The organism is Bacillus sp. bc15 (genome assembly GCF_900142585.1).
Taxonomy (GTDB): domain Bacteria; phylum Bacillota; class Bacilli; order Bacillales; family Bacillaceae_G; genus Bacillus_A; species Bacillus_A cereus.
This window is the reverse complement of sequence record NZ_FRBJ01000012.1, coordinates 20,820-42,165: the sequence shown is the minus strand read 5'-3', so window position 1 is coordinate 42,165 and position 21,346 is coordinate 20,820. Positions and strand designations below refer to the sequence as shown.

Below are 21,346 nucleotides of genomic sequence, written 5' to 3'. Positions count from 1 at the left end.
TTGTAAATGAGGTGACAACATGCCCATTACGAATCGATTTTCTACCACCACTAACGGCGCACTCGCTATTACTGGAAATACTTTAGGCTTAAGCAAAATTAGTAATCAAAACCGTGCTGGTACAATCGGGGCAATTGGTGCATTCGCAACTACGAATACTGCTTTACAAGTACCTACTTTTCCTGCTGGTACAACGTTAAACTATACACAAAATAGTTCTACCGCTATTTTAAATATCCCTGCTGGTAGTACTATTCTTTACGCAGAACTCGTTTGGGGTGGCAACTATTTATCTCGTGATCAAAACATTACGAGTGTATTAGGAAATCCAGTTTCTTTTACAACACCTATTTCAACATACTCGATTACCCCTTCAGCTGTTACGGCTTCAAATCAAACATTTGTTTCAAACTCTATTACATTTGGCTTTTACACTCGTTCAGCAGACGTAACAACCCTTATTCAAGCGGGAGGTTCTGGTTCCTATACTACAGGCGCGGTTCCTGGACTTGTAGATCCTATAGATGCTTCTAATGGAACAATTAATTCGGCTGGATGGACGCTTATCGTCGCTTATCAAAACGGGACATTGCCAGCAAGAAACTTAACCATTTATGTAGCGGGTAACCGTGTTTCTGCTGATACCGGTAGTGCAGATGTAGCTGTTTCTGGATTTTTAACACCTTCAGGAGGACCTGTAAGCGGGAGGTTATTTTTAAGTTCTATTGAAGGAGATGCAGATTTAATAGGGGATCAAGCATTATTTGGACCAAATTTCAGTTCATTAAATGCTTTATCTGGGCCAAATAATGCTGTAAATAATTTCTTCGGTTCTCAAGTTAATAATGCTGCAGGAAACTTAGATACAACTGGGACATTTGGAACGCGAAATCAAAGTGCTTCTACAGGTACAAACATCTCCGCTGGAAGACAGGGCTGGGATATTACTTCTATTGATATTTCTCCTTATTTAACAAACTCACAAGTATCCGCCGCAATCCGTTTAACTACTAACGGAGATGCATATATGTTAAATACAGTCGGCTTACAAATTAATATAAACTCCCCAAATATACAAGCAACGAAAAGCGTAAATAAAAGTGTTGCTGCAATTGGAGATATTCTCACTTATACAGTTACTATCCCTAACACCGGGCTTCTTCCTGCCAATAACGCTATTTTTATAGATAGCCTCCCTAACGGTACTTCTTTTATACCCGGCACTGTAACAGTAGATAACGTACCACAAACAAATGCAAATCCTGCAGCTGGTATATCTCTTGGAACAATTAATAATGGTACTTCTCGCACAGTAACTTTCCAAGCTACTGTCGTTTCTCTTCCAAGTCAAAATCCTATCTCTAACACTGCTAATATTACATTTCAATATACACCTATCGCTGGAGGAACAACCTTTAACGGTCTTGCAACAAGCAACTCTGCTGGAACACAAATTAACCTGGCAGATATTAATGGAACAAAATCAGTTAACAAACTTTTCACAGATATTGGTGAAACATTAACTTACAGTATTGCCCTAGCTAATATAGGAAATATTGCTGCAACAAATGTTATATATACGGATCCGATTCCTAGCGGGACTACTTTCATTCCAGGAAGTGTAACTGTGAACGGAGTTACTCAAGCTGGCGCAAATCCCGCTAATGGTATATCAATTGGATCAATTGCTGCAAATTCTACTACTACTACTATTTCATTTCAAGTATTTGTTCCTTCTATCCCCCAAACAAATCCAATATTAAATAGTGGTACAACAACATATCAATACATTCCTGTACCAAATCAACCTGCAGTAAGTGGGACTGATACGACCAATATCGTATCTACTCAAGTGAATAACGCTACTGTAACAATGGCAAAAGCAGTAGATAAAAATTTTGCAGATATTGGTGATACACTAACGTACACCGTTTCCTTTACAGGTACAGGTAATACAAATGCGAACAATGTTATTTTTACGGATGTCATTCCTACTGGAACAACTTTCGTTCTAAACAGTTTAACAATAGATGGCACGACACAAGTGGGCGCAAATCCCGCTAGCGGTGTGAACATTGGATCCATCCCAAGCGGCACAATAAAAACTGTTGCATTTCAAGTAGTAGTAAACACAATACCCGCGTCAAATGTCGTATCTAACGGATCAAGCGCTTCTTATCAATATACCGTCAACCCTAGCCAATCTCCCGTTACAAAAAACATTTCTTCTAATCTCGTTTCCACTCAAATTAACAATGCGAATTTAACATTAACAAAATCAACTAACAAACAATTTGCCACAATTGGCGAAACGATAAGTTATACAATCCTTATTACAAACAGTGGAAATGCAACCGCTAATAACGTTCAACTAACAGATCCACTTCCAAACGGAACGATATTGACTCTTGGTACTGTAACACTAAACGGAGTTTTGCAGAATGTAGATTCTCTCGTTGCTTTACCTATCGGCACAATTCCTGGTGGAGCTACTTTTACCTTATCCTTTCAAGTAACAGTCATTAACATTACTGCCCAAAACCCTATTATTAATAATGCTTTCGCCTCTTATATTTACACTGTAAATCCAAGTTTGCCACCGACTTCAAAAACAGCAAATTCTAATTCTGTTACATCAACAATTAGACTAGCAAATCTCCACGTTAATAAATCTGTAGATAAAACGTTTGCGGAAGTTGGCGATGTATTAACTTACACCTTTGCTCTTACTAACGATGGAAATGTTGCAGCGAACAATGTATTACTATCTGATTCAATTGCGAATGGAACCGCCTTTGTCCCAAACAGCGTTATAGTTAACAGTGTTACTCAGCCAGGCGTTACACCAGCTAGCATCAATATTGGTAGCATCAATGCTAATACTACAATTACAGCTTCATTCCAAGTAGTAATAACTAGCATTCCAAATCCAAACCCTATTTCAAATAGCGCTTCCATCTCCTATAACTTTATCGTTGATCCAAACACTTCACCTGTAAGTAAGAACACTACTTCAACCACTACATTTACTCAAGTAAACGATGCAAATGTCATTTCAGCCAAAACAGTGGATCGAGAGTTCGCTACCGTAGGGGATATATTAACTTATACTGTTACTTTGACGAATGCAGGAAGTGTTTCTGCTGATAGCCCTACTTTCGTAGATACGAATCCAGACGGTACTACCTTTATTCCAAACACTTTTCTTATTAATGGTGTACTTCAAAATAACGCAGATCCAAATATAGGTGTTCCGCTACCTTCCATTGCTGCTAACGGTTCACTTACCGTCTCTTATCAAGTAACCGTCACCTCTTTACCAACACAAAATCCAACATTAAATTCATCTAGTACACAGTATAGCTTTATTTTAAATCCGGGCGATCCACCAACTATAGAAACATCTGTAAGTAACACTGTAAGTACACAAATTAATTTAGCAAATGTCGTTATTGTCAAAGAAGTAGATTTAACTATCGCCGACGTCGGGCAACCAATCACATATACAATTTCTTTAGCTAATCTTGGCAATACTACAGCAAATAATGTTATTGTTACCGATATAATCCCTAATGGCACCACTATCGTTCCAAATAGTATTTTTATAGGTGGTGCTTTACAACTAGGTGCAGACCCTAGTGCCGGTCTTCAAGTGGGCTCCATTCCTTCGGGTGGTTTTACAACGATTGTGTTTCAAATAAGTGCAAATGGGCTACCTTCACCAAACCCAATTCAAAACAGCGCTTCACTTCAATATAGCTTTATCGCTAATCCAAACTTACCTGCTCTTGTTAGAAACACTGCTAGCAATATAGTAACTACACAAATTAATACTGCTAATATTGTTGCTACAAAACTAACGAGTACAAACTTCGCTGATATTGGTGATGTCATACTATATGCGACTATTTTAACGAATAACGGGAATATCCCTGCTGCTAATGTAACATTTACAGATATTATTCCAACGGGTACCCTCTTCATTCCTAATACTGTAACGATTAATAATGTCCCTATAGCTAATGCAAATCCTGCTAACGGCATTTCAATTGGTACGATAGGAGCGAATTCATCACGCACCGTTGCATTCCAAGTTTTTGTACCAACTATCCCTGCTGTAAACCCAATTACAAATCAATCAGGCACAACATTCCAATATACGTATGATCCATCCAAACCAGCTGTAATGCAGATGGTTGCTTCTAACACTGTACAGACAACTATTAATAACGCCTCAATTGCTGCTACTAAATCGGCAGATAAACAGTTTGCTAACGTAAATGATATTATTACGTACACGACTACTTTAACGAATAACGGGAACACACTTGCATCAAATGTAATATTTACAGATGTAATTCCAAACGGGACATCGTTCATTCCTAATAGTGTTACTGTAAACGGGAATACACTGCCTAATGTCAATCCAGCAAGCGGAATTGCAATCGACCCAATAAATCCGAATGCAAATACAATCATCTCATTCCAAGTACAAGTAAATTCTATCCCGAATCCAAATCCAATCCCGAACCAAAGCAATACAACGTACCAGTATGTCGTAGATCCTAACTTACCTCCAACATCCGCCAATACGTTAAGTAACGTAATAACAACTCAAATTAATAACGCTACTATTGTCGCTACGAAGTCTGTGAATACACCGACAGCTGCAATTGGTGATATTGTTACCTATACGATTGCAGTAACAAATACAGGTAATATCCCTGCTAGTGCAACTGTTTTAACAGATGGGCTTGGCGCAGGAGCTTCATTTATCCAAAACTCCGTAACTATCAATAATGTTCCACAACCAGGATTAGATCCATCACTTGGTGTTCACTTGGCAGATATTTCGCCAGGAGATACTGTATTCATTACTTTTCAAGCACAAATTTTAGCGATACCACCTAGTGGCACATTAACAAATAATGCTCTTGTAAATTATGAATATACCGTGAATCCAAACCAATCTCCTGCTGTTGGTAGTACAATTACGAATACGACGGTTACTCCAATTATTGATGCTACTCTTTCTATAAATAAAACTGTCAATTCAACATTCGCTACTATTGGAGATACACTTACTTTCACTTCTACCATTACTAATTCCGGTAATACTACCGCAAACAATGTCATTTTTACAGATGTAATTCCAAATGGTACAACGTTTATTCCAAATAGTTTTACGGTAAATGGAACAACTATTCCTAATGCAAATCCACAAAACGGTATCAATATTGGTAACTTGAATTCAAATGCATCTGCTACACTCAGTTTTCAAGTAAACATTACAACACTTCCAAACCCGAATCCCATCCCGAACAAATCATCGCTTCAATATAGCTTTATTGTAGATATAAATGAACCGCCAGTTTCACGAACAGTTAAATCTAATAAAACTTTTACACAAGTAAATACTGCTTCTGTTATCGCAACAAAAACTGCAAGCAGTGCTTTTGCTGCTGTTGGAGATACAATTACGTATACAACTACCCTCACCAATAGCGGAAATACTACCGCAAACACACCTGTTTTTATCGATATATTACCACCTGAACTTTCATTCGTTCCTGATAGCGTACAAATTAATACCATCCCACAACTTGGATTTAGACCAGATAGCGGGATCTCTTTAGACTCAATTCCAGTTGGAAAAACGACAACAATTAGCTTTCAAGCAATCGTTGGCTCAATACCAGCTACAAACCCAACGTTGAACCAATCTAGCACGACATACTCGATCATTGTTGATCCTACCCAGCCGCCTGTGACAGAAACCGCTACTAGTAATCCAGTGTTAGTTCAAATAAATGAAGCAATTATTCAAGCAACGAAAAGTGTAGATCGACTATTTTCTGACGTAGCACCTGGAAATTCATTTTTAACGTACACTGTTTTATTGGATAATATAGGAAACACTACTGCTACGAATATCATTTTTACAGATCCAATTCCAAATAATACAGTGTTTATAGAGGATAGCGTTCGAGTAGGCGGGGTTTTATTACCTGGGGTAAATCCCGCGAATGGGATACCAATTGGGGATATTATTGCAGGAGATTTTACAAACGTTACCTTCCGTGTGCAAGTAGTTAGCATTCCAAATCCAATTTTCACAATTGGACCTGGGGGGCCAAACTCACCAGTTGTAAACGGAGCTTCCATTGATTATCAATTTATGACAGGACCTAATTTACCACTCGTTTCAAGAAATACGACATCTAATCCCGTTTCGACACAAATAAATTCTGGGGAAATTGTGGCAATCAAATCTGTAGATAAAACTTTCGCGACAATTGGCGATACAATTTCTTATACGATTACATTAAATAACCCTGGAAATGTCACTTCACAAAATATAATTTTCACAGATATTTTACCTGACGGAACGACATTCATATCTGGCACTCTTACAAACGATTCTGGTACACAGCAAATCGGAAATCCAGCTAACGGGATTCAGATTGGAAATATAAACCCAAATGGAACGGCCGTTATTACCCTCAACGTACTTGTTACAAACATTCCAAGTATAAATCCAATTTCTAATTCTAGTTCTGTACAATTTTCACATGTGGTCGACCCTAGCCAACCTGCCGTATCACAAACGAATGTATCTAATACGGTTTCGACAACTATTAACAGTGCGATATTAACAACCCAAAAAAGTGTGGATAAATCTATTATTTCCGTCGGGGATACACTTACGTATACAACAACTATTACAAATACAGGAAATACACCAGCTACAAATATAACTTTTACAAGTGCAATTCCAGCTAGTACTACTTTTATACCAGATTCCGTCACAATAAATGGCATCCAACAGCTTGGTGCACAGCCAGCACTCGGAGTAAATATACCAAATATCGCGCCTGGTGAAACAGTAACTGTTACCTTCCAAGTAAATGTTATTTCTGTTCCTCCTTCAAGTTCAATTATGGGTAACGATACAATTTTATATTCTTATACTGTTGATCCAAACGGAACTCCTGCTACTACTTCTACTTCAACGAATATTGTCACAAACCCAGTATTAGATGCTATGATAACGATGATAAAATCGGTCGATCAAACGCTTGTAACACTAGGCGATACCATTACCTATACGACAATTTTAACGAATAACGGCAATACAAATGCAACGAATATTACTTTCACTGATCTTATACCAGATGGTACAACATTTATTACTGACAGCGTTACAATAAATGGAATCACACAAATTGGATTGAATCCTAATACAGGCATAACGATTGGATCAATTGCCCCTAACAGCTCAATATCTATAGCATTTCAAGTGACCGCTACTTCTACCCCTGTTCAAAATCCTATTGCCAATTCCGCTACTGCTTCTTACACATTTATCGCTGATCCAAATGCACCGATTGTTTCAAGAAATGTTACTTCAAACACAACGTTTACTACAATTAATACTGCTACCATTCTTTCATCGAAACAAGTTGATAAAGCTTTTAGCCACATCGGAGATACACTCACTTATACTGTCACTTTAACAAACAATGGAAATTCCTCCGCACAAAATGTTATTTTCACAGATGCTATGTCGAGCGGAACGACATTTATTACAAATTCATTTTCTATTAATGGAATTCCTCAAAGTGGTGCAGATCCAACAAACGGTGTAAATATTGGGCCGATAACAGCTGGGGCTACAGTAACTGTTTCATTCCAAGTAAATGTGACGTCATTACCAACCCAAAACCCAATTGTAAATTTCTCATCAACATCGTACCAATTAGTCTCACCACCTGATGCAGAAACTTCAATTAGTAATCCTGTTTCAACACAAATTAAAGAAGCAATATTATCTATGACGAAAAATGAAAGTGTATCCTTTGCTGATATCGGGCAAACTGCTTTTTATACTACTTCTATTACCAATATAGGCAATACCGATGCAACTAATATAGTATTCACAGATGCATTACCAAGTGGACTCACATTTGTTCCTAACACATTAACGGTCGATGGCGTTTTACAACCGAATGCGAATCCAAATACAGGCATATTACTTGCAACACTTCCACCAAATGAAATATATAGTATCGTCTTTCAAGTTACAGTGAACAGCATCCCACCTATTAATCCTGCACCAAATACAGCAGCAACGACGTATGAGTTTACTGTTGATCCTGTTAACCCTCCCATTTCAAGTGCAGCTACTTCCAACACTACACTTCTTCAAATAAATAACGCAACTATTATTAGCACCAAAACAGCAAATCTTACTTTTGCGGATGTTGGTAATACAATAACATTTACACTTAACCTTCCTAATACCGGGAATGTGACCGCAACTGATGTAACTATTATCGATATTCTTGATAGCAATTTAAGTTTCGTTCCAAATAGTTTCACAGTTAATGGGCAAACCATTCCAAACGCCGATTTATCAACTGGTGTAAATATTGGTTCCATTAATGGTGGTAATACGGCAATCGTTACATTCCAAGCAACTGTTATTACGCTTCCAACACTTAATCCCATTTCTAACTCTGCTTCTACCGCATATCATTATGTCGTTGATCCTAGCCAACCACCTATTACAATTTCCAATCAATCTAATACAACGACAACACAAATTAATAGCGCTATCCTTACTGCACAAAAAAATTCAAATGTATCTACGGTAGATATCGGGCAGGATATTACCTACACCGTTACAATTACAAATAGCGGAAATGTGAGTGCAACGAATGTTATTTTTACCGACCTTATTCCAGACGGAACTTCCTTTGAACCGAATAGCTTTACACTCAACGGAACTAGCATCCCAAATGCAGATATCATTACAGGCGTTCCAATCGGTGATATCGCGCCAAACGAATCTGTCATCGTAGCATTTCACATTATCGCCAATGGAATTCCGCCTATAAATCCAATTACTAATCAAGCTAGCGTTAGCTTTCAACATATCGTTAATCCAGCTAATCCTCCAGTTTCAAAAAATATTATTTCTAACAACGTTACAACAAAAATTGAAAGTGCTATTTTAAATACTATTAAAATAGGAGATAAAACTTTTGCAACGATTGGTGATACAATTACGTATACAACGACTATTACGAACACAGGCAATATTCCTGCTAACAACGCTATATTCTCAGACCCTTTACCATCGTGGACACAATTTGTTGCAGGATCAGTTATTGTTGATGGCACTCCATTACCATCGGCTTCTATCATTGACGGTGTTGGGATAAATACAATCAATCCAAATCAAACTGTTACAATCATATTCCAAGTACAAATCGTAAGTAATCCAACAACGTTCACACCTGAACTCCAAAACTTAGGATTTGTTAACTTCCAATATAACGTAGGCAATGCATTACAGGCTCAACCTGGCAATGTGGAAACGAACGTCTTCGTTACCTCTATTAATTCAGCAATACTTTCAGCTGTAAAAACTGCTAATACAGCCTTTGCAAATATTGGAGATACGATCACTTATACAGTTTTGATTCAAAATAGCGGCAATACAAATGCAACGAATGTAAATTTCTCAGACATGGTTCCAGCAGGTACGACCTTTGTTGAAAATAGTTTTGCTGTAAATGGAAGTACCATTCCAGGCGCAAATCCAAATAATGGAGTTAATGTCGGAACAGTTAGCGCAGGTAGTTCCTTAACCGTTACTTTCCAAGTCATAGTTACATCAACTCCACCTTCAAATCCGATTACAAACGTAGCATCTATTCAATACGCATTCATCGTTGATCCGACCTCTCCTCCTGTTACAGGCACAATAAATTCTAATAGCGCTTCAACACAAATTAATAACGCGACTGTTACAACTGTTTTACAAGCAAATCGTTCAATTGTATCTATCGGGGATATAATTACGTATACAGCAACATTAACGAATACTGGAAACTTCCCTGCAAACTCTGTATTACTCATTAACGGAGTTCCTGAAGGAGCATTATTTGTTCCAAATAGTGTTACGCTCAACGGGATTTCACTTCCAGATGCAAGTCCAACTCTCGGTATTCCAGTTGGTATTATCGCACCAGGTGATTCCGCTACTATTACGTTCCAATTTCTTGCAAGTTCTATTCCACCGCAAGGAGCGATTATAAATCAAGCACTTACAAGTTACACCTATATTGTCGATCCAAATCAACCTCCTGTTACAGCAACATCCTCGTCTAATACGGTTAATACAGCTGTTGTTGATGCATCGTTATCCGTAATTAAAAGTACAGATTCTCTCGTACAATCTACTGACGGTACAATCACTTACACAGTAGTCGTTCAACACAACGGAAATACTACTGCAAATACAGTTACTTTAACAGATTTGGTCCCAGAAGGAACTGCATTTATTCCGAATAGCGTAACTATTAATAGTATTTCCGTTCCAGGTGCCAATCCTAACGTAGGAATACCATTAAACTCCATCGCACCGTCAGAAAACGTCACTGTAACATTCCAAGTTATCGTTCAATCTATTCCAAGCGTGAACCCAATTTCTAATACAGCCCGTATTGACTATACTTTTATCGCCGATCCAACTGCCCCTATCATCTCTCGAACAATTACGTCTAATCCTGCTTTCACACAAATTTCGGATGCGACTATCCTTTCTTTAAAAGGAGTCAATTCACAACAAGCAACAACAGGTGATATTTTGACTTACACAATAACACTAGAAAATACCGGAAATATTCCAGCTACTAATCTCATATTTTCAGATACTCTCTCCCAAAATACTACATTCGTAGAAAATAGTTTTACACTTAACGGAACAACTATACTTGGTGCTAATCCAAATGTAGGTGTTACTTTACCTACCCTAGCAGCAAACGCTACTCATCTTATTTCGTTCCAAATTCTTATTAACGATTCATTCTCGCAAGAATCGATTACAAATCAATCCAATACAACATATACAATCCAACCAGACCCAGGGCAACCGCCTATTACTGAAACATCTACTAGTAATATCGTCATTACAAATTTCGTGCAAGCACAATTGACAATTACTAAAACATCCAATCCAACAACTGTAGATATCGGTGGAACTATACTTTATATTTCTGAAGTGAAAAATATCGGTAATGTTGACGCAATAAATATTAATTTCACAGATTTCATTCCAGCTGGGACTACATTCGTTCCCGATAGTGTCACAATTAATGGTGTCCTTCAGCCAGGTGTAAATCCTGAAAACGGAATACCGATTGGAACAATTCCAGCAAACAGTTCCAAAACGATACTATTTCAAGTGCAAACAAATAATCCACCTACTGAAACCGAAATTGCAAATCAATCTTCAGCAACTTACCAATATGTAAGTATTCCTACAGCCCCACCAGTAAATCGCTCTGCAAATTCTAACATTGTTACAACATCACTTCAAAATGCAAATATTATTTCTGTTAAAAGCGCGGATGTAAATTTCATATCAATCGGGCAAATTATTACCTACACAAATACACTACAAAATATAGGAACCGTTCCGGCTAACAATACCGTGTTCATTGATAACATTCCAGAGGGTACTATATTCATTGAGGATAGCTTAGCAATAAATAATGTAACTCAGCCTGGCGCTAATCCTGAAAACGGAGTAACTCTCGGCACGATACAACCAAATGAAACAGTCACTATTTCATTCCAAGTACAACTTACAAATATACCAGAGGGCAATACAGTCATTAATATTTCAGACACTTCGTACGAATACCAAATTGACCCTAGTTCTCCAATTATTCAGCGTAGATCGTTATCAAATGCAGTAAATACTGAAGTGCGAACGGCAAATGTTAGTGCAATTAAATCCGCTAACAGATCCATTACACGTATCGGTCAAATCATCACATATACAGTCGCAGTTACAAACGCCGGTACAATACCTATTACAAATACTCTCCTACTTGACGCAATTGCTGCTGGCACCACATTCGTTCCAAATAGCATTCTTGTAGATGGCGTACCAAGACCTAACGAAAATCCAATTACCGGTATCAATCTTGATATAATTCTTCCAAATAATACGATTATTGTTACGTTCCAAGTAAGTGTAGTCTCTATACCGCCACAAAATAACATTAATAATATCGCCGTCATTCACTATGAGTATCGACCAGACCCAAGCGGACCACCAATTTCAGAAACAACCTCTTCCAATAGTACAAATATACAATTTATTGATGCTATTCTTATTGCTACAAAATCCGCTAATACTGTATTAGCTAACATTGATGAAACCATTGAATATACAGTATTCATTCAAAATAATGGATCGACTACAACTAACTCCATCTTTTTTACAGATACTATAGCGGATGGAACAGTATTTATTCCAGGAAGTGTAATAGTTAACAATACTGTACTTCCTGCAGCAGATCCGAATATCGGCTTTTCCATTCCTAATGTCGCAGCAGGTCAAATGGCTACAATAACATTCCAAGTTTCCGTTACGAATTTACCTGCTGTAAATCCAACACCTAATACTGCAAACATCGTCTACGACTTTATTTTCAATCCTGACTTTGCACCAATTCAAAAATCTACTACTTCCAATACTACTTTCGTTCAAATTAATGATGCTGATATCGTTTCACTTAAAACTGTTGATTTGACCTCTGTAACAATTGGTGACATTTTAACTTATACAACAACTTTAACGAATACAGGGAATACGGATGCCACTGCTGTTGTATTTACAGACAATATACCCGATGGAACAACCTTTATTGACGGTAGCGTTTTAGTAAATAACATTCCTCAGCTTAACGCCAATCCAGGTGCAGGTATACTTGTAGGAACGATTGCTCCTAATATTTCTATCCCAGTCACATTTTCTGTTACTGTCGTAACTCTTCCTGCTAGCGGCCATGTTCAAAATCAATCAACTTCTCGTTATACAATAAACGTGGAAGAACAAATATCGACTAGCAATATTACCTCCACTGAAGTTATTTCTGCTAATGTAATTGCGACAAAAACAACGCCTATCCAATATGCTGACCTACAAACTATTATCCCTTATACCATTTCCATTACAAACAATGGGAATATACAAGTAGAAAACATTATTGCTACAGATATCATCCCAGTAAATACGAGCTTTATAGAGAATAGTGTTATCGTGAACGGCAACGCTCGGCCAAATGACAACCCTCTTAACGGTATACAAATTGATACCATTCCACCTAATACGACAGCAACTATTCTATTCCAAGTACGGGTTACTTCGATTCCACAAACAAATCCAATCTCTAACACGAGTACAATTAAATATGAATACACGGTACCAGATCGACCACCTATTACCGAAACTATTATTTCATCAGCTGCCGCAACAGAAATTAATCACGCAAATTTGAATAGTAATAAAGCTGTTGACCTTGCATTTGCAACGGTTGGTGATACGTTAACATATACGATTACACTAAATCAAACCGGTAATGTTGCAACAAATGATGTGATCATTCAAGATATTATTCCTCAAGGTACTACGTTTATAGAAAATAGCGTCATTGTAAACGGAGAAACTCTTCCAGGAGCGAATCCAGTAAGCGGCATACCACTTGGTACTATAACTATTGACGGAAATGCTATCGTTTCATTCCAAGTAACTGTGACTTCTATTCCAACACCAAATGAACTAAACAACAACGCAATTACTACTTTTAACTATATAGTCAACCCAAATAACGTACCTGTTACAAATACGACTACAACAAATACCGTCACAACTACTGTCCAAAATGATAATGTCATTGCCATAAAATCTGTTGATGTAACGAATGCCTTACCTGCTCAAACTTTGACGTATACAATTACGATTACGAATAGCGGTAATGTAACGATTGAAAACCTTCTTGCCATAGACACCGTACCAATAGATACGACTTTTGTTGCTGGTAGTGTTACGATTAACGGAATCAATCAGCCTAATGAGAATCCTGAAAATGGTATTACGTTAGGAAATCTTGCTCCTAATGACTCTGTCTTTATTACGTTCCAAGTGACAATATCTTCTTCTACTCTTCAACCTACAATTAATAACGATACTTCTGTTTCCTATACCGTTATCATTGATCCAACAAAACCACCTATTACAATTACAAAGCAAACAAATACCGTTACAACGACAGTCATTGATCCGATGGTTCGTATTGAAAAAACAACTGACAAATCTATTGTCGTTATAGGAGATATCATTACATTCACATTAGCGGTATTTAATCACTCCCCAATTCCGACAATCAGCACTTCTGTTATAGACACAATTCCAGCTGGTACAACATTTATAGAAAACAGCGTAACAATTAACGGTACTCCCGTTCCAAATGTTCGTCCAGACACTGGTATTAATATCGGCTCTTTACCTGCAGATTCAGTAGCAACTATAACATTTCAAGTCCTCGTAACTTCTATTCCTTCAAACAGTACAATTATAAATTCTGCAACAGTTACCGCTGCCTTTCAATTGACACCACAGGATCCAATTATTACTTTCATTGTTAATTCAAATATCGTTCGTATACCAGTTCAATTTATAACTACAACAGTCACGAAAAATGCTTCCGTCAGCTCTGCTTATTTAAATCAATATTTTGATTATACGGTGCGCATTACGAATACTTCCAAAATTTCACTCTCAAATATTTCATTACAAGATACTATTCCAGCAGGTTTACAATTTATAAACGGCACTGTCTTTATTAACGGTGAACGCTCTCCACTAGCGAATCCGAATATCGGTTTCCTAGTCGCTACTAATTTGGAACCAAACGAAACAATTATCGTGTTATTCACAGTACAAGTAATAAGTCCACCTGTTAATAATGAATTTAAAAATACGGCCAATATTTCGTTACAACTTCAAGTCTCACCTACCGACCCACCAATTACAGTAACCGTTACAAGTAACGAAAACATCGTCACCTTTGTTCCAGAAAATCCAGATGAAACACTTCCAAATTTAAATTGCTTCTTTGACGGTGAGCGCTTCATTCGTATTACTCCTCGAAATGTACGAAATTACCTTTGGACTTGGATTTGGTGGAAGTAATTGAAACAAAAAAGAGATTGTAGTTTGGTTGAAACCAAATTACAATCTCTTTTTCATTACCTATATTCCACTACGTTGTAACTCGTCCAATGATATACGATTAAACACCATCTCAAGTTATTTTAGTCGTAATAAGTTGGCCAGCTTCATTAATAGTAACTTTCCATTTCACTCCACTAGCAGTCTTCATGATTATACCTTTACTTGCCTCTATTTCAATATCTCCAAACATTCTTCCTCCAGTTGTCGCTAACCAAGCACTCCCATTTTCCATAGAAGATCTTGCAAAGATACGATTAATTCGAAAACGCTTATGGTCTTGAGAATAACCACTTAATGTAATTCTAACTTTATATAACTGACTCGCCTTCATATTCGATATAATTGTATCGCCAACATTTAATGGAACATCCAACGCGATAACCCAGCTTCCAGTTGCGCTTAATGCATATTCAATTTTAATTTTCTTTGGGCTCTCTCCCCACCCAAAATACATTCCAAAACAATTTAACATTTGTATTGGTTTTTTCGTAAAATCCAGTTCAATTACAACTGGATTACTATCTGGAACGTCAATATAGTTTACACTTTGTTCATCTATTAAATTAAAGCAATTTGCGAGATTCCCCCCGTAAGGCACTTTCCCACTTACTTGCTTAATCGTATACTTCTGCTGAGCATTTACTAAAATATCATCTTGATTCCCTATTAAATGTGGTTTATTTAACGTAATCGGTAACTGAATTCGAAGAGATTCTTCATAGGTAGACTTACAAACATTGTATTGTCCTTTATCTACAATAGTTGTAGAAAGTAAATTTGAAAAAAGGTAGTTACGATGCGAATTAGAAGAAAATTCAATGACAATCTGTTCACTACTCATCCGGTACGTATCCCAAATCATACAATCAAATGTATTATACGCACCTGAGCAACGAATTGCTTTTTTCGTTTGTTGTCTACATTGCACTTGAATATCATGAAACGTATTTCCTGAACTTTCATTTGGCAAATCACTATTTCCATCGACTTCAATCCCATACACACATCCATCAATAAATATTGATTGAAATACATTGGCGTTAATCCAGCAAGGTGTATTAATATCATCTATATACTCTGTTTTCAAATATATTGCAGTTTGAAAGTTTTTAATTTGAATAAATTTAACTTGAAAGAAACTAATATAATCCCATGCCTTTTGACAATAAAAATGTATAGCTTTTCCTTTATACGATGGAGTTGTATTTATTATATTTATATTTGATATAACAGATTGATTAGGTACTTCGATTTGTTGTGAACCAGAAACATAAATAACAGCAGATTGAAACAATGGATTTATAACTTGAATAGTACCACCAACTATCGAAGCGTTACTTTGTAGCTCAAATGCATTAAAATCTCCATCAATTTGCAGCGTTACGGTAGGATCTAACTCTAATCTTACGTTTGATTTAATAACAATCGGCTTTACAATTTTGTACGTATTTACTCCTGTAATTTTTACTGTCGAAATTCGGTTAGCTACACAATAATCAATAGCTTGTTGAATTGCTAATGAGCTATCATTTACCGAGTTTGGAACTGCGCCAAAACAATCAATGTGAACGCTACTTTCTGGCGCACAATCTTCTTGGGAAGAAATATATTCTGACAAAATAAATTCACTCCTCATATTACCTTTTTTCATATAATATGTGAGTTCTCTCTTAAAAGTTTCTATAATAAAAAAAACAAACGACCTACCCGGTCATTTGTTTAACTCATATATATTTTTCGTTTCTTCTATCATTTTAGTTAACGAGAAATACCTCACTGCTTTCTCTCGTGCTTTCAATCTAATATCATTTACCCTTTCTTCATTCCCTTGTAGTTCTTCAAGTGCACTTGCGAATTCAGATTCGCAATATTCAGATATCAAAACGCCTGATTCTCCATCTATTACCGCTTCATGTATTCCGCCAACATCTATTGAAACAATTGGTGTCCCTGTAGCCATCGCTTCAATTACTACCATTGGAAACACTTCACGAAAAGATAATAAAAGTAAGGCATCCATATTCCCTATAAACTCATGCGGCTCTGAAATATTCCCTAGCATCTTCACCCTTTGCTGCAATCCATATTTTTCTATTTCTTTCATAATCGATTCTTTCTCTGGTCCATCACCAGCAATATAAAACATAAAATCATTTCTCTTTTTCAACACATTTGCAATTTTGACAAATAGTTGATGGTTTTTCTCTTTGGATAATCTAGCTAATATCCCTATTTTATATGTAGGTTCTTTCTTCTTCTGCTGGAATAAAAACTTTTCAATATCGACACCGTTATAAATTGTATTTATTTTTTCTTCTGCTACATGCATTGAAATTAAATTATTCTTTTCAAACTCACTTACTGTAATAATATTGTTTACATATTTATTCATGAAATAACGAAAAAGCGTTGGCATTTTCTTTTCTAATATCGTTACATTATGTTTCGTATAAACAATTTTCATCTTTTTTTTAATAAACTTTTGAATTAGAAAAGCATATAATACCATTCGCAAACTATTTGCATGAATAAGTTCTATCTTTCGTTTACAAATTTCGTTTCGTAAATAATAAATATTTCTCAAATGATTCCATCGACTAAGTGATATAAAATTTTCTTTTCTAGTAAGAGATTCATATAGTTCTCCATCACCTGCAGCTGTATAAATCTTAAAATCATCATAACGCAAATTACTTTCCAATTTACAGAAATAGCTTTCGGCTCCGCCAGTTATCAATTTATCTGTCATCAACAGTATATTCATAATTGCGTCTTCCCAACTACATTGATTTTATTTTTTTTATAAGCATGATAAGCATACTTACTAAAATAGTAAAAAATTTGCACCGAATTCAGTCGTTCTTGTTCCCTTAACAATTTCCAATACCGAAAAGCTGCTCTAATTTTATTTCTAGAAACAGAATTTGTAACAATTCTATATTTTGCTAACACTTGCTGTATCCCTTTTGCTTCATACCCTTCATGTAATAAGTTCAGCCATAACGCTGTATCCTCCGGCTGTATACTAGGCATTTCGACATACGGAATTTTTTCACGATCAATCATCACTGTTAAACACCCGATAATTGTATTTCCTACTAAATAATGATAGTCAACAGATTTTGGTACACTCACTTCACGATTTAATTCATTACCATTTTCATCAATTAAACTATACGACGCATATGAAAAAGCTATATTCATTTCTTCCATAAATAACAATTGTGTCTTCAATTTATGTGGCAACCATATATCATCACTATCTAAAAAGGCAATGTACCTTCCTCTTGCCTCTTGGATCGCTAAATTCCGAGCTTTAGCAGCACCAACATTTTCTTTTAATGATAATAACCTAATTCGTGAGTCTCCTTCTATTATCTCTTTAATTTTTGCGGCAGATTGGTCGGTTGAACCGTCATCAACGATAATCATTTCCCAGTTTTTATACGATTGATTCTGTACAGATGAAATTGTCTCACCTATAAATCGTATACTATTATAAGAAGGTGTTATTACAGAAACATAAGGCGGCTCGTTAGGCTCGTTATGTACTGATAGACATTTTACCATCTATCTTTCCCCTTCCTTCATATATTGAAATATACTTCACAACAACTGCTAAAAATAAAAAGAACGCTTCGTTAATAATGAGTGACAATGACATCATCTGAAATAAAAATGCAATCATAGTCAATAGAAGATATGGTTTTTCACGAAACAAAGTATGCTGCGCTAGCTTGAACATTAATATGAATAAAAACGCGCTATATAGAAGAAAACCAATTGTACCCGATTCAGACAAAATTTCTAAAAATGTATTGTGTACATATAATTTTTCATTAAATTGATACTCATAATAATTCGAAAAGTTAAAAGCGCCGATTCCAATATATGGATTGGATAAATAATATTTAAAAGCAGCTTCCCATAATGTAAATCTACCACTTCCATTATCATGGGAAAAATCAGAAATTCGTTTATTTAATATATCATCTAATTGGCCCCCCATTACACTATTCGATAAACTAAAAATAACTACACTAAACAATACTAAACTCATAATTATTTTTATTTTTTTGGCGAAACTAGACATACATATATATACAAAAACGACAAGTACAAGCGCTAATATACCGCCCCTTGAAAAGGTTAATAGACTTGTCGTAACACATAAAATCAATCCTAAGATGTTAGTAATATTTTGTAAATTCGTCATATAGTACATAAAAAATATTGTATTATAAAAAATAAAAATGTTAGGATCATCTAGCAATCCAATTAATCGTGGATATCCTCTATCCACTAATAACCCAGCAAAAATTTCTCTCTCTTCTCCACCGTATAAACTAAAGTATTGTAAACCAATTATATATAGTATTAGACTTACAACATTAAATACTACTCCTACATAAGCAATAGATGATTCAAGTACCACTATTTCAGTATTCCCCAATAAATTCCTCATTATAAAATAGCATCCTAAAACGAGTAGCACGCCAAAAATCATACGAATACTAGCATTTAAATACATAGAAAGAATTCCACTTAAACAATAAATGAAATAAAACAGTAAAAATACAACTTCATGAAAATATAACTTTTGAATATGAAAGTTTTTAATTGTTAAACAAAAATATATGACTAAAAAAATCATATATATCTTCAATGAAAATCCAATATATAAATTGTATTTACTTAACATAACAAATAATATTAGAAGAATAATCCATCCCATCGATACTTTCATATTATTTTCCATAGGCTATATCCCCTGTTTCGTAATATAATCCTTTTTGCGTATTTTTCTTATAAAAGAAAGAAGAAGTTTTTTCAGCTCATAATCATATAGGAATATGGCAGCTACTACGATTAGTATATTAAGAACAAGCGCAATTAAATGATATGTATGCAATATATATTGCACTCCAATAAAGGTTACACCAAAATAAATTGTATACGGTATTACAATTTGGAATACAATTTTTTTCTTCACTACACTTACCGCTATGTATCCCACTAAAGCGACGATTTCAAATAAAACCATAGCGTATGCCGCTCCTATCACTCCACCAATACTACTAAAGCTATAAAGCATAACCCCACCTATCACCAATGCTACACACTGCACAACAGTTCTCTTATTTTGACATCCACTCGTCGTTAAACCATCAGCAATGGCAATATTTAAACTCTGTAGCACAATAAGAAATGATAATATTTGGAGTGGTTCTACTGCATTGCTCCATTCTTCATGAAAAAATATAGAAATAAAGTATGGTGCTAAATGATATAAACCGATCGTCATACATATCCCTACAATCGCCATTGATTTAATTTGAAGCAAATTTAATTTCGTATGCTCTTCTATATTATTCTGGTTATAATGCTTAAAGAGCACTGGAAAAAATGCACCTGCAATTACCCCTGGTACTTGATATAAAGCTGCCGGCATCCGGTACGCCACTGCAAAAACACCTACCATACTTAATGGCAATGTATAGTTAAGCAAGATAGGTGCTAATTGTGGCGTACTCATTATTAAAAAACCGCTAATAATAAAGGGAGTTAATTGCCAAAATAACGCTTTATGAATTACGACTTTCATATTCATTTTCGTCTTTCTTCTCATGATATATATACTGAATAAACCACCGATCATATACCCAAAAGCATATAAGCGAGCCGTTACATACACCGGTAACTCTCCGAAAATACAAAAACATGTAATTATAATGACAACCGATGCTGATACAACTTTAATGAGCGCTATATACTTCATACGTTCCGTCAGTTGAAAATAGGCAATTCCTATATTTTGCCAAGTTAATCCTATTAACATGAAAAACATTACGTTTATCATCATATAAATTAAATTTTTGTCCGCATAAATATAATGAATAACAATATAACCGATTATAGAAATAAAAATAAGTAGGATCATCCTTATTTTTATATACGATGATAAAATCTTCTCTAAATCTGCCCCATCCTTTGCCCCTTCTCGAAGAAACGTATTACTAAGTCCTAAGTCTGTAAAAAATAACATAACAAACGTCACTGCTATGGCAACACTAAACATCCCATAATGTTGTGCGTTAAAAAAGTTTGCTAAAACAATTAAACTGACGGCCTGAAGAAGGTTAGCTAAAATCGTACTATAAAATAGATGGATAATATTGTTTAGAATAGATCTACCCATACCAGTTCTCCTTTGCAAGTAACCTACTTGCATATGTTGTTTGTTTACAT

General features: G+C 35.7%; 6 protein-coding genes. 1 reads left to right on the top strand and 5 read right to left on the bottom strand.

Translation table 11 applies throughout. The features are described 5' to 3' along the window. Positions 1-19: 19 nt before the first annotated feature. Positions 20-15,055 (top strand): DUF7507 domain-containing protein, encoded by a 15,036-nt coding sequence (locus tag BUA87_RS25910; protein ID WP_072941262.1) that lies wholly within the window; start codon positions 20-22, stop codon positions 15,053-15,055. Positions 15,056-15,167: 112 nt separating this feature from the next. Here the strand turns inward: BUA87_RS25910 and BUA87_RS25905 are convergent, their stop codons facing one another. The 5 genes from BUA87_RS25905 to BUA87_RS25885 form a co-directional block, all read right to left on the bottom strand. Next, entirely contained in the window at positions 15,168-16,715 is a 1,548-nt protein-coding gene (locus tag BUA87_RS25905) for a glycoside hydrolase family protein (RefSeq protein ID WP_044584267.1), read from the bottom strand. A gap of 93 nt (positions 16,716-16,808) precedes the next feature. After that, positions 16,809-17,861, bottom strand: coding sequence for a glycosyltransferase family 4 protein (locus tag BUA87_RS25900; protein WP_071714523.1), 1,053 nt, complete (start codon positions 17,859-17,861; stop codon positions 16,809-16,811). Further along, complete coding sequence (locus tag BUA87_RS25895) at positions 17,858-18,667, bottom strand: glycosyltransferase family 2 protein (RefSeq protein WP_071714524.1); 810 nt, start codon at positions 18,665-18,667, stop codon at positions 17,858-17,860. The genes BUA87_RS25900 and BUA87_RS25895 overlap by 4 nt, the downstream gene beginning before the upstream one ends. Continuing rightward, positions 18,642-19,856, bottom strand: coding sequence for an O-antigen ligase family protein (locus BUA87_RS25890; RefSeq protein WP_000429880.1), 1,215 nt, complete (start codon positions 19,854-19,856; stop codon positions 18,642-18,644). The genes BUA87_RS25895 and BUA87_RS25890 overlap by 26 nt, the downstream gene beginning before the upstream one ends. Before the next feature lie 3 nt (positions 19,857-19,859). Then, positions 19,860-21,296: an oligosaccharide flippase family protein gene (locus BUA87_RS25885; RefSeq protein ID WP_071714525.1), complete on the bottom strand. Its 1,437-nt coding sequence runs from the start codon at positions 21,294-21,296 to the stop codon at positions 19,860-19,862. Positions 21,297-21,346: the final 50 nt, after the last annotated feature.

Coding starts and splice junctions, on each gene's coding strand:
- BUA87_RS25890 (WP_000429880.1), bottom strand. CDS start 19,856: ATGGAAAATAATATGAAAGTATCGATGGGATGGATTATTCTTCTAATA.
- BUA87_RS25910 (WP_072941262.1), top strand. CDS start 20: ATGCCCATTACGAATCGATTTTCTACCACCACTAACGGCGCACTCGCT.
- BUA87_RS25885 (WP_071714525.1), bottom strand. CDS start 21,296: ATGGGTAGATCTATTCTAAACAATATTATCCATCTATTTTATAGTACG.
- BUA87_RS25895 (WP_071714524.1), bottom strand. CDS start 18,667: ATGGTAAAATGTCTATCAGTACATAACGAGCCTAACGAGCCGCCTTAT.
- BUA87_RS25900 (WP_071714523.1), bottom strand. CDS start 17,861: ATGAATATACTGTTGATGACAGATAAATTGATAACTGGCGGAGCCGAA.